Annotated in this window: 13 protein-coding genes; 2 read left to right on the top strand and 11 right to left on the bottom strand. The window is 53.0% G+C overall.

Annotated elements, in window-relative coordinates; translation table 11 throughout:
* Window positions 1–5: 5 nt before the first annotated feature.
* A complete protein-coding gene (gene gspC, locus TK45_RS14040; RefSeq protein ID WP_131259473.1) occupies window positions 6–935 on the bottom strand; it encodes a type II secretion system protein GspC in 930 nt (309 codons plus the stop codon).
* Window positions 936–1,060: 125 nt separating this feature from the next.
* On the opposite strand from gspC, the gene hslR reads away from it, so the two are divergent.
* Together hslR and hslO are read left to right on the top strand one after the other, a co-directional pair.
* Window positions 1,061–1,462 carry a ribosome-associated heat shock protein Hsp15 gene (gene hslR, locus TK45_RS14035; RefSeq protein ID WP_131259472.1) on the top strand — a complete coding sequence of 134 codons (402 nt, stop codon included), beginning with the start codon at window positions 1,061–1,063 and terminating at the stop codon, window positions 1,460–1,462.
* Between the two features lie 19 nt (window positions 1,463–1,481).
* Complete coding sequence (hslO, locus tag TK45_RS14030) at window positions 1,482–2,357, top strand: Hsp33 family molecular chaperone HslO (protein ID WP_131259471.1); 876 nt, start codon at window positions 1,482–1,484, stop codon at window positions 2,355–2,357.
* Here the strand turns inward: hslO and TK45_RS14025 are convergent.
* The 10 genes from TK45_RS14025 to TK45_RS13980 all read right to left on the bottom strand — a co-directional run bounded on the left by TK45_RS14025 (window position 2,354) and on the right by TK45_RS13980 (window position 11,176).
* Entirely contained in the window at window positions 2,354–3,070 is a 717-nt protein-coding gene (locus TK45_RS14025; protein WP_131259470.1) for an HAD-IA family hydrolase, read from the bottom strand. The genes hslO and TK45_RS14025 overlap by 4 nt on opposite strands.
* Complete coding sequence (gene xerC / locus TK45_RS14020) at window positions 3,067–3,966, bottom strand: tyrosine recombinase XerC (RefSeq protein WP_131259469.1); 900 nt, start codon at window positions 3,964–3,966, stop codon at window positions 3,067–3,069. Before xerC ends, TK45_RS14025 begins: the two co-directional genes overlap by 4 nt.
* A complete protein-coding gene (locus tag TK45_RS14015) occupies window positions 3,966–4,661 on the bottom strand; it encodes a DUF484 family protein (protein ID WP_131259468.1) in 696 nt (231 codons plus the stop codon). Before TK45_RS14015 ends, xerC begins: the two co-directional genes overlap by 1 nt.
* Complete coding sequence (gene dapF, locus TK45_RS14010) at window positions 4,658–5,488, bottom strand: diaminopimelate epimerase (protein WP_131259467.1); 831 nt, start codon at window positions 5,486–5,488, stop codon at window positions 4,658–4,660. Before dapF ends, TK45_RS14015 begins: the two co-directional genes overlap by 4 nt.
* Window positions 5,489–5,523: 35 nt before the next feature.
* Window positions 5,524–6,774 (bottom strand): diaminopimelate decarboxylase, encoded by a 1,251-nt coding sequence (lysA, locus tag TK45_RS14005; RefSeq protein ID WP_131259466.1) that lies wholly within the window; start codon window positions 6,772–6,774, stop codon window positions 5,524–5,526.
* Window positions 6,774–6,926: a lipoprotein gene (locus TK45_RS14000; protein ID WP_131259465.1), complete on the bottom strand. Its 153-nt coding sequence runs from the start codon at window positions 6,924–6,926 to the stop codon at window positions 6,774–6,776. Before TK45_RS14000 ends, lysA begins: the two co-directional genes overlap by 1 nt.
* A gap of 83 nt (window positions 6,927–7,009) precedes the next feature.
* Window positions 7,010–8,206 (bottom strand): ABC transporter permease, encoded by a 1,197-nt coding sequence (locus TK45_RS13995; protein WP_131259464.1) that lies wholly within the window; start codon window positions 8,204–8,206, stop codon window positions 7,010–7,012.
* Window positions 8,203–9,405, bottom strand: a complete 1,203-nt coding sequence (locus TK45_RS13990; RefSeq protein ID WP_131259463.1) for an ABC transporter permease — start codon at window positions 9,403–9,405, stop codon at window positions 8,203–8,205. The genes TK45_RS13995 and TK45_RS13990 overlap by 4 nt, the downstream gene beginning before the upstream one ends.
* Window positions 9,402–10,067, bottom strand: coding sequence for an ABC transporter ATP-binding protein (locus tag TK45_RS13985; RefSeq protein WP_131259462.1), 666 nt, complete (start codon window positions 10,065–10,067; stop codon window positions 9,402–9,404). The genes TK45_RS13990 and TK45_RS13985 overlap by 4 nt, the downstream gene beginning before the upstream one ends.
* Entirely contained in the window at window positions 10,064–11,176 is a 1,113-nt protein-coding gene (locus TK45_RS13980) for an efflux RND transporter periplasmic adaptor subunit (protein WP_131259461.1), read from the bottom strand. Before TK45_RS13980 ends, TK45_RS13985 begins: the two co-directional genes overlap by 4 nt.
* Between the last annotated feature and the right edge of the window lie 71 nt (window positions 11,177–11,247).

Raw genomic sequence — 11,247 nt, 5'->3', positions numbered from 1 at the left:
TTCCTTTACTGACGCTCAGCGTCTTCATCTTCCTCACCGGGAAGATCGATAAAAACAGTTTCCAGTTGACCCTCACGCAACACGGTTAGTTGCAATGAAGTTTCGGTTTTCAGCGCCGCCATGGCTTCCATAGCTTGCTGAGGGTCGGTGAGATCCATACCGTTGATTTCGGTAACGATATCCTCACTCTGTAAGCCGGTGGCGCGGAATAGCGCCGGCTTTTTGCCCGCCGACACACGATATCCGACTGGATTACCGTCATTGTCTGCCTGGGGTGAAACATTAATAAAATCGGTGAAATTGGCCGGTTGTTCAGTTAATTCGCGGCGTGCATCGGCCAGTTCGCGCACTGACGCCTCACGGTTACCTATCACCGGGCGGCTGATAACCGGGGTGCTGACATTTACGCGTTGCGGGTTTTTTTGTTGAAAATCAATGCCATCCAGCATCAGAGTTTCGGTGCGCGCGCCATTTTTAATCAGGATGCGATCGGCATGTATTTCAGCCACAGTGACATTGGTGCCGTCAATCTTATCGCCAATGCCATAGGTATTTTGTTGCCCGCGGTTTTCAACGATGGCTGCGCCACGTTCCTGCTCGGAACTCGCCACCACACCGGCTAGCGTTAGGTTTAAATTGGTTTCAGGCGCGTCCTGTACCACAGGTTGTTGCACCGCAGGCGCTGCGCCGGCCTCGCCAAACAGTTTGAGTGCTTGTAATTTTCGCAGATCGACCTTGCTGCCGGAGGGCGTTTTACTGACAGGGTCGGCAATTGGGGTTGGCATTGTCTGCTCGCTGGGGGCGGGCATCAGGCGCCAGGTAAGCTCGGCCGCAAAATGCAGCAAGTAGACAGACAACAGCACCACAACCGCACCGGGCAGGTAACGATTCAGGTGTTGGAGTTGGTGGCTGGCCTTGCTAAAGGTATAATTCATTCGGGAATGTTAAATTCTTATTATCCGACCCATGATATATGGGCAGCACCGCAGCGACAAGGGTAAGCGGGCAATATCATTCAATTGTCACAGTTTGAGCAAAATTCACACAAAAAATGGCTGAAATGAGCAGTAAACAAGCAGAAGCGTTGAAAGTCAGGCTGGATAAATGGCTATGGGCGGCGCGATTTTTCAAAACCCGCGCCATCGCCCGCGATATGGTCGCCGGTGGCAAAGTCGAATACAACGGCCAGCGTTGCAAACCGGGTAAGATTGTTGAGACCGGGGCAAAGCTGGTGATTCCTCAGGGACAAGACCAAAAGCAGGTGACGGTGTTGGCGCTTAGTGAAAAGCGTTTATCGGCACCGCTGGCGCAGGAGCTCTATGCCGAAAGCGCCGAAAGTATCGCTAAACGTGAAGCCAATGCGGCGGCACGTAAAATTAATGCACTGCACAGTCCACGCCCGGATTCGCGTCCGGATAAGAAACAGCGCCGACAAATTATTCAGTTAAAACATACAGATTAAGCAGGATTTATTACAACCTATGAGTGCCTACGATCAACTCTATCGATATCTATTTAAACAAGCCGATGTGCGAGGTGAATTAGTCCGTGTGCAGGACAGCTTTCAGCATATTTTGGCGACCCACGAGTATCCACATGCGGTGCAGCAATTGTTGGGCGAGCTGATGGCGGCGACCTCGTTACTCACCGCTACCTTAAAGTTCGAAGGTGACATCGCAGTACAAATTCAAAGCGAAGGCCCGATTAAATACGCCGTGGTCAATGGCACTGAAAATCAGGAATTACGCGGTGTGGCACGCTGGGAAGGCGAAGTGGGTGAGTATGATTTTAAAACCCTTTTCCAAAACGGCATCATGGCTATCACCATTACACCTAAGCAGGGTGAACGCTATCAGGGTATCGTGGCGCTGGACCAACCGAGCCTTGCCGCGTGTCTGGAAGGGTATTTCAGTCAGTCGGAACAGTTGCCTACCCGCGTGGTGCTGCATACCCGCCTTGGTGATAAACCTGCCACCGGTGGCATGTTAATACAGGCGTTACCAGCCGGTCAGGGCAGTGCCGAGCAATTTGATCATCTGGCCCATCTGACCGCCACGGTCAAGGCCGAAGAGTTGTTCGATCTGGCACCGCTGGACGTCTTGCACCGCCTGTATCATGAAGAAGAAGTTGAGGTCTATGATCCGGTCACGCTGCAGTTTAAGTGCAGTTGCAGCAAGGAGCGCAGTGCTGCGGCGTTGATTAACGTACCTAAGGAAGAGTTACTGGGTATTGTTGCCGAAGAAGGTGACGTGGCAATTAAATGCCAGTACTGCAACACCAGCTATCGCTTCGACGCGATTGACGTAGAAGCCATCCACTCGGGTAGCTATTCGGCCAGCGAGCCAACCAGTAATTAAACCAATGCCTGCAGCTGGGCCAGCTCGCTCAGCTGCACATGGGGCAACACGCGAGGACGGTTGGCGTTCAAATCCGGTTGCTGACCATGCACCAGATAGCCGCTTTGCCAGCCAGCGGAGATGGCACCAAACACATCATTTGTTAAACAATCGCCAATATGCAGAATCTGCTGGCCTGCCAGCCCCAGATTGTGTTGCGCGGTTAAAAACATCGCGTTGGCCGGTTTAGCCGGCAAATCCACACTGGCATGGTACACATGGTGAAAATAGTCGGCGATGCCGATCCGTGTCAGATCCACATTACCATTGGTTAACGCAACCAATGGCACGGCCGCGGCGAGCGTTGCCAAAATCCCTCGTACTTCGTCACTGACCATAAAATTACTGCGTGCATCTGCAAAGGTTGCAAAGCCATCCTGAACACCTCTCTGACATTCGGTGGGAGAATAGCCAGCCTGGTGCAGATAGGCGGCAAGGGTTTGTTTGCGCCACAATTCTACGTCATGACGTAGCGCCGGGGTTTGCTGTGCAACGTCGAGCTTACAGGCCAACCAACCACTTCGCCCCAGCGCCTGGGTTGCAGGAAACTGCGCAAACAAAAAATCTAACTGGGCCTGTTCAGCGGCAAGAATAATTGGGCGGTTGTCATACAGGGTGTCATCCAAATCAAAGCTAAGGGCTTTAACCGGTTGCAAACGCCGATAAAAAATCATGATTTGTTGCCTTTGCGCGCTCTGGGATGCGCCGCATCATATACCTTCGCCAGATGCTGAAAATCCAGATGGGTATACACCTGAGTGGTGGATAAATTGGCGTGGCCGAGCAACTCCTGCACCGCGCGCAGATCGCCGGATGACTCCAGCACGTGTGTTGCGAAGGAGTGGCGCAATTTATGAGGATTGAGCGGTTGATTGAGACCCTGTCGCTGGGCGCGCTGTTGCAAACGGTTGGCGATCTGGCGATGAGAAATACGTCGTGCCAGCTTGCTGACAAACAGCGCCGGCTCTTCCTCCGGTGCCAGATGGGCGCGCACTTTCAACCAGGCATTGAGGGCATCGCGGGCCTTGCGGCCAATGGGTAGCAAACGCTGTTTACTGCCTTTACCAGTTACCCTGAGTTCGGACAAATCCTGCGCCAGATCCTGACAATTAAGCTGACAGGCTTCCGCCAGGCGCAGCCCACAGCCGTACATCAGTTCCAGCATCGCCCGGTCTCGTGTATCCAAGATATCGTCCGGCTGAAAGTCCAGTAAACGGGTGGTTTCATCCACGTTTAATTGTTTCGGTAACGGCTTGTTTTGCTTGGGGGCGCTGATATTTTTGGCCGGATTCTGGCTCAGCACCCCTTTGCTGACCAGATAGCCGCAGAAGGTGCGCAACGCTGATAGACGCAAGCTGATGCTGCGGGGGCTGAGGCCATCACGGCGGGCACGATTGAGTACATTGCGAATGTCCTGAGTGGACAGGTGGCTGAGATCCTCCAGCGCGAGAAAGTCCAATACCTCAGTTAATTGGCGCTGGTAAGCCTTGCGTGTAAGCGGTGCGAGGGCGCGTTCGTATTTGAGCCAATCAAGGAACTGCGCCAGCAGAACAGGCGCAGTGGTCGTCATTAGTATTCAGCCAGTTGCGGAATAATCAGGGTGAGGAATTTCTGCAACTGAGTAAATAACAGGGTATCCATGCCGGGGTGGAAATGATGCGGGGCCTCGCTGCCGACCGCCAGTAAACCCATTTCGCCGCGCTCGCCAATCAGCATCATGGCAACGGATTGCACGCCGGGTTTATTGAATAACATATTGGTCTCGGCATGATTGAGACGGCCGAGGTAGAAAATATTGTCATTAAAGCGTTTTTTCAGAAAGTGACGTTTGCTGGTTTCCGGTAAGTCGTTATCGAACCCGAACAGACGTATGGACACTTCGGTTAAATCCAGCTGGCTGAGCAAAATATCGTTCAAAGCATCTTGTACGTCCTGAATACAGCGACAACTATACAGGCGCAGATTCAGATCGGCATAAATGCGATAGATACGTTCGTTTTGCTTGGCAATATCAATTAAATCAGCGATTTGGCTTTGCAGTATGCGCACACGCTCGCGCATCTGTTCGGCCTGACGTTCGACCAGCGATACGCTGCCTTTTTGCTGATGGGGAATACGTAGTTGCGGCAAAACATGGGGATAACGGACAAAGAAATCAGGGTTAGCGCCTAAGAACTCGAACACTTGCTCATCAGTCAGTGGCTCTTCCAGCAACTGCTCGGCAAGGTTCGATTTAGCGCTTTCCATTCTTTGTGTTTCGCTCATAGCGTTATTGTTCCGTCATACACATGTTCGGCTGGACCGGTCATTTTTACCACCTGATCGCGTCCTTGCCAACGAACTTTTAAGCTGCCACCGGGTAAATCGACTCTGACATCTTTGCCTAATTTACCCTGTAACTGGCCAACTACCACGGCTGCACAGGCGCCACTGCCACAGGCCAGGGTTTCGCCTGCACCGCGTTCGAATACGCGTAACTTGACGTGCTCCGGTGAGATAATTTGCATAAAGCCCACATTGACCCCTTCCGGAAACCGTTCATGACGTTCCAATAGTGGCCCAAGTGTTTCAACCGGAGCGCTATCCACGTCTTCCACCGTGGTGACGCAATGGGGATTACCCATAGACACCGCGCCGCACAGCACGGTGTTTTCACCGGCGCGGATAATATAGGTGCCTTCCTCTTTGGTGGCTTTTAGCGGGATCTGCGCCGGTTCAAACTGGGGTTTGCCCATGTTGACGGTGACATTGCCGTCTTTTTCCAGATACAACACCATTTTGCCGGCACGGGTGCTGACAACAATTTTGTTGCGATTGGTCAGGCCTTTCATTTTCACAAAACGCGCGAAACAGCGCGCACCATTGCCGCACTGGGAGACTTCACTGCCATCGGCATTGAAAATGCGGTAATGGAAGTCCTGATCCGGATCATAAGGCGGTTCGACCACCAACAGCTGGTCGAAGCCAATGCCAAAGTTACGATCCGCCAACTGACGGATTTTTTCTTTGGTAAAAAATGCATTCTGAGTCACGTTATCAACGACCATAAAGTCGTTACCCAGACCGTGCATTTTAGAAAATTGTATCTGCATGGTTATTTGATTAAAAAACAGCTACTTGGTGCAGTTTACGAGACTTTATGCTCGCCTTTCCACAACTCTTGTAATTTTTCCCGTTCGCGCACCAGAATCGTACGCTCGCCATCGACCATTATTTCCGCCGCGCGACAGCGGCTGTTGTAGTTTGACGCCATGCTAAAACCATAAGCACCGGCGCTGCGCACCGCGATGAGATCACCAGCCGCGATTGCCAGTTGCCGGTCTTTACCGAGAAAATCTCCGGTTTCACACACAGGCCCAACCACATCGTAACTGGCAACAGGCCGGTCCTGATGTTGTTCAACCGGGATAATATCCATCCACGCCGAATACAGAGCGGGACGGAGTAAGTCATTCATTGCCGCGTCGATAATCGCGAAGTTTTTCTCTTCACCCTGCTTAATAAACTCGACTTTACTGACCAGAATACCGGCATTGGCCATAATCGCCCGGCCCGGTTCGAGGATCAGCTGCAGATGGCTACGGCCATCCAGGCGTGCGGCCATAGCTTTCGCATAGGCATCCGGGTGCGGTGGGGTTTCGTCTTTATAAGTCACGCCCAGACCGCCGCCCACATCCAAATGTTCGATATGGATATTGTGCTGCGCTAACTGGTCGATCAGCGCCAGCAGTCTGTCGAGGGCATCCACAAATGGCGCAACTGTGGTCAGTTGCGAGCCAATATGGCAGTCCATCCCCACGATTTTTAAGTTGGGCAGGGTAGCGGCGCGTAAATAGGTATCCAGCGCCTGATCATAGGCAATGCCGAATTTATTCGCTTTGAGCCCGGTGGAGATATAAGGGTGTGTTTGCGCATCCACATCCGGGTTGATCCGCAGTGAGATGGGCGCGACTTTGCCCCATTCGCCGGCTACTTTATTGATACGATCCAATTCCGGAATCGATTCCACGTTAAAGCATTTAATCCCCAGTTGCAGCGCATAGGCGATTTCCTGTTCGGTTTTACCGACACCGGAAAACACCACTTTACTGGCATCACCACCGGCTTCGATGACGCGCGCCAGTTCACCACCTGAGACTATGTCAAAACCTGATCCCAATGCCGCCAACACCGACAGTACGCCCAGATTCGAGTTGGCCTTGACCGCGTAACAAATCAGGTGGGGATGTTCGCCAACGGCCTGATCGAATGCATGCCAGTGGCGTTCGATAGTGGCGCGGGAATAGATATAACAGGGGGTACCGTATTGTGTGACGATATCGCTGACCGGCACGGATTCGGCGTGTAGTGCTTGTTGCTGGTAAGTAAAAAAGTCCATTAGTTACCCTCCTCATCCGTGTCGGGGGCTTGCTCCGGCGTCGGCTGATTCTGTGCCGGCGGCTCGGGTAAGAACAGGGGGCCTTTCTGACCGCAGGCACTCAATATTGCCAGCAGCAGGCACGCACTTATCAAACGAAAAAATTTAGACATGTGATCTGCAAGATTACTGTGAAGTACGGCAATAATGACATTCACACTAATTTATTCAATAGCACCGTAACGCAGCGTGCCGCCTATTCGGCGCGTAATGCCTCAATCGGTGGTAATTTCGCCGCATGCAGTGCGGGTAGCGCGCCGGCAATGAGGCCAACTAACAGAGAAACGCCAAGACCCAGTGAACTGCTGGTAAACGTGAATAAAGCGGGTAATTGCGGTAGTGCCAGCCATAGTGCCGCTTGCGCGGCGGCCAGCACCAGCAAGCCGATAATGCCGCCAATCAGTGCCATTAACAGGGCTTCGCCGAGAAACAATTTGACCAGCAATGTCTGATGAATACCAAGCGCACGCAGCAGACCGACTTCGGCGCGCCGCTCAGACAGATTGATGGTCAAAATGGTGTAGATGCCGACAGACCCAACCAGCAAAGAAATCGCTCCAATCGCCATACCGGCAAGGCGCACCACACGCAGAATATTATCCAGGCTGCTGAGCATCTGATCCTGACTAATCAAGGTGAAATCTTCACTACCGTGGCGGGCAATCAGACGTTGTTTGACCCGTTCACGCATCGCTTCTGCGCTCTGGCCATCGCGGTAAACCACATCCACTTCCATGAGGGAGTCACGGTTAAACAGTTGTAGCGCCAGCGCGGCCGGAATATACGCCATCTCATCCAGATCCATGCCAACGAACTGGCCTTTGGGTGCCATTACGCCGACTACGCGGAATCGGCGAGAGCCAATCCTGACAGTGGCGCCGACAGCTGAGCTATCGGGAAATAACGCCGCTGCCAGTTTACTGCCAAGCACCGCAAAATTGCGCGGGCGTGCCAGATCGTCATCGGGCAGAAACTGGCCACTGGCGACCTGCATCTTCCACGCCTGGTTGGCAAAGGCACCCACACCCATGATGTCGGTAGCGCGCGATAAACTTTGCTGCTTGACCAGTGCCGTACCGGCGACGATGGGCACAACCGCCTCGACGCCCGGTAGGCGTGCCAGTGCCTCACTGTCTTCCAGGGTCAGGGCGCGATTAGTGCGCAAAATACTGGTGATCCCCAGCGTATCGGATTTGCCCGGCGTAGCGGCGATAATGTTTGAACCGAACTGGGTAAATTCATCTAACACAAACTGGCGCAGGCTATCCCCCACGGCGGCAAGCAAAGTTACCGCACAGATGCCAATGGCAAATCCACCTATGGTGAGCAGGCTGCGATTGCGCTGGGCAATCACTGAGCGCTGTACCCAATTCAGGCCATCCAATAATTTCATGGGCGTAATGCCTCCACCGGTGCGATGGCAGCGGCCCGTCTGGCCGGCATATAACTAAACAGCCAGGCGGTGAGCAGTGCCAGTAACATCGCAATAATCGGTGACCACCAGGGCGTAACGAAGGTAATAATCGGCACCCACTGGTTCGCCAGCCAGATGATCAAACTGGACAAACCCAGACCTAATAATCCGGCAATCCCAACCAGCAGCAGCGATTCCGTGACAAACAGGCGGGCGACCAAATCGGCATGGGCACCGAGAACCTTAAGTAAACCAATCTCAGCGCGGCGTTGCTGTACCGAAATCAGGCTTAAATTCATAATCAGAATGCCGGCAATTACCAGGCTGACCGATGCCAGTAGGCCTACCACCGCAGTCAGCGTCAGCATGATGCTATTAAACGCCTGCATGACCGATTGTTGGGTGATGATGGTGATGTCTTCTTCACCCTGATGACGCTGTTTAACCAGCTGATAAATGGCGTTTTTCAGTTGTGCCTTATCGGTTTGCGGGTGGCTGTCGACCAACATGCGGAACAGGGCCTCGGAGGAAAACAGTGCCTCACTGCTTCTGACCGGGATAATCAACATATTACGCATATCCAATCCCAGAGATTCGCCTCTCTCAGCCAGTATGCCGATGACCTGATAGCGATAATTATCCACATCCAACATTTTACCCAGCGCATTTTGTTCGCCAAATAATGAGGTTTTCAGTTCACTGCCAATCAACGCCACCGGCCGCCCGATGCTATCGGCATCAGCGGGAAGTGATTGTCCGCTGGCAATGGATAACTGCCTGACGGTTAGAAATTCGCGCGTACTACCAATCACGATGCAATCACGATTCCGTGCGCCAAACGCTACGTTGGCACTGCCGGCAATGATGGGTGCAACGGCTGTTACTCCGGGTAGCTGTTTGATCGCCGCGGCATCTTCCAACGTCAGGTCGCGCACGGTGGAGGCATACATGGGGATCCCGCCACCGCTGGTTTGCTTCTTGCCCGGTAATACAATCAGCATGTCAGACCCTAACATGGCAAATTCTTTGGCCACATAGCGCCTGGCGCTTTCACCGAGACTGGTCAGCAGCACCACGGCGGCGACCCCTAAGGCAACACAGGTGCTGAGCATGGCAGTGCGCCAGCGGTGACGAACAAAAACAGTCAGGGTGAATTGCAGCAGATCTGAGGTTTTCATTCTTCACTCAATACGCCATCGACCATGCGGATATGGCGTTTGGCGCGTGCGCCCATGTCCTGATCATGGGTCACCATCACTATGGTTTGGCCTTGTTGGTTGAGTGACTCAAGTAAGGTGATAATGTCATGCCCGGCATGTTGGTCGAGGTTGCCGGTCGGTTCGTCGGCGAGGATCAGTGCCGGTTGCTGAACAATCGCCCGGGCAATGGCGACCCGCTGCAGCTGACCTCCGGACAACTGACCGGGCAGGTGATGCATGCGGTCGGCGAGCCCCACCTGACTGAGTACTCCGCTCACTGTGTGCTGGCGTTCAGCTTTGTCCATATTAGCGAGCATCAGGGGCAATGCGACATTCTCGGCCGCTGTCAGACGGTTAATAAGTTGGAAATTCTGGAAAATAAAGCCGATTTGTTGACCACGTACATCGGCGCGTTGCTCTTCACTTAATTGATGCGTCGCGACATCGTTAAGCCAGTACTCGCCGCTGTCGAATACATCGAGTAGCCCAAGCATATTCAGTAAAGTGGATTTTCCTGAACCGCTGGGGCCCATAATGCTCAGGTAATCGCCGGCGTCGATTTGCAGATTAATATCATTCAGCACGTGCAGGCGATCTTCGCCGCTTTTGAACCACTTGTTTACCTGCTGCAGTTTGATCATTGGCTCACCGCAGCCATGCCTGCTTGCAAGTCACTGCGTCCGGCGGTGATCACCACCTGCTCATTCTCATTTAAGCCGCGCTTTACCTCGCTGAATTGCCAGTTGCTGAGGCCGAGTTGAATTTCCCGTTGTTGTAACTGCCCATCTTTGAGCACAAACACCTGATTCTGGTTGAAAATCGCTTCGGTGGGCACGCGCAATACGTTGTCAGCTTGCCGCGTGACGATTTCGACATCGGCACTGTAACCGACCAATAAAGGGCTGTCGCCGGGCTGAATGCTGACCTCGACTTCAACGGTGCGGGCTTGCTTCTCCATCGCATAGACATAAGGCGCGATACGTCTTACCTGACCTTGCAGAGGCTGATTGCGTAATGCATCAAGATGCACTGCGACTGGCATACCTACGGTTAGCGCGCTGGCGTCGACTTCATCAATCGGCGCAGACACGTAATAACACTGATTATCGATCAAATCGACCAGTGGCAGAGTCGGAATGCCTGGTGGGGAGGGGGTGGCGAATTCACCTTGTTCGGCGTTAACTTCGGCTATGATGCCGGCAAAGGGGGCATAAAGTTGCGTCTTACTTAAACTGGCCTGTTGCAATTCTATACTGGCCTGAGCTACCTGTTCGGCGGCTTTGCTGGCAGCACAGGCTGCTTCGCTGGCGCGGGCTTTACTCTCCGACATATCGACCATTTCTGCGGTGGATAAACCGGATTTCTTTAATTTTGCCTGACGATTGGCCTCGCGCTGATCGGCATCCGCCAGAATACACTGACTTTGCCGATTAAGCGTGGCAGCACTGGCACTGGCTTCTGCCTGGGTAAGCAGTGCCTGAATATCCTGATTAAACAGGGACAACAACAATTGGCCCTGGCTGACCATATCTCCCTCTTTAACGAAGATGTCGACCACCTGACCGCCAATCGGCACGGACAGTTTACTGCGTTGGCAGGCCATCACAGATCCCGCACGGGTATTGGTAACTTTCTCACTGATGCTGGCACGCGTGACGTTAACTGTGGTGACAGCGACGGGTTGGGGGCGTTGCCAGTAGAAAACGGCGGCAATAACCAGGATGACGACAACCACAAACCACTTTTTCATGCTGAGTTCCTTGTGATGCGAACTAATCCAATATGCCAGTCGAAGGGTATTAAGTCTTGTGCTGTATCAAA

This window comes from Bowmanella sp. JS7-9 (assembly GCF_004329715.1).
GTDB classification, from domain to species: domain Bacteria; phylum Pseudomonadota; class Gammaproteobacteria; order Enterobacterales; family Alteromonadaceae; genus Pseudobowmanella; species Pseudobowmanella zhangzhouensis.
Note: the sequence above shows the minus strand (reverse complement) of the source record. Positions and strands in the feature narration are given on the sequence as shown.

Excerpts from the sequence above, each read along its gene's own strand:
- gspC (WP_131259473.1), bottom strand. The coding sequence starts at position 935 with ATGAATTATACCTTTAGCAAGGCCAGCCACCAACTCCAACACCTGAAT.
- hslR (WP_131259472.1), top strand. The coding sequence starts at position 1,061 with ATGAGCAGTAAACAAGCAGAAGCGTTGAAAGTCAGGCTGGATAAATGG.
- hslO (WP_131259471.1), top strand. The coding sequence starts at position 1,482 with ATGAGTGCCTACGATCAACTCTATCGATATCTATTTAAACAAGCCGAT.
- TK45_RS14025 (WP_131259470.1), bottom strand. The coding sequence starts at position 3,070 with ATGATTTTTTATCGGCGTTTGCAACCGGTTAAAGCCCTTAGCTTTGAT.
- xerC (WP_131259469.1), bottom strand. The coding sequence starts at position 3,966 with ATGACGACCACTGCGCCTGTTCTGCTGGCGCAGTTCCTTGATTGGCTC.
- TK45_RS14015 (WP_131259468.1), bottom strand. The coding sequence starts at position 4,661 with ATGAGCGAAACACAAAGAATGGAAAGCGCTAAATCGAACCTTGCCGAG.
- dapF (WP_131259467.1), bottom strand. The coding sequence starts at position 5,488 with ATGCAGATACAATTTTCTAAAATGCACGGTCTGGGTAACGACTTTATG.
- lysA (WP_131259466.1), bottom strand. The coding sequence starts at position 6,774 with ATGGACTTTTTTACTTACCAGCAACAAGCACTACACGCCGAATCCGTG.
- TK45_RS14000 (WP_131259465.1), bottom strand. The coding sequence starts at position 6,926 with ATGTCTAAATTTTTTCGTTTGATAAGTGCGTGCCTGCTGCTGGCAATA.
- TK45_RS13995 (WP_131259464.1), bottom strand. The coding sequence starts at position 8,206 with ATGAAATTATTGGATGGCCTGAATTGGGTACAGCGCTCAGTGATTGCC.
- TK45_RS13990 (WP_131259463.1), bottom strand. The coding sequence starts at position 9,405 with ATGAAAACCTCAGATCTGCTGCAATTCACCCTGACTGTTTTTGTTCGT.
- TK45_RS13985 (WP_131259462.1), bottom strand. The coding sequence starts at position 10,067 with ATGATCAAACTGCAGCAGGTAAACAAGTGGTTCAAAAGCGGCGAAGAT.
- TK45_RS13980 (WP_131259461.1), bottom strand. The coding sequence starts at position 11,176 with ATGAAAAAGTGGTTTGTGGTTGTCGTCATCCTGGTTATTGCCGCCGTT.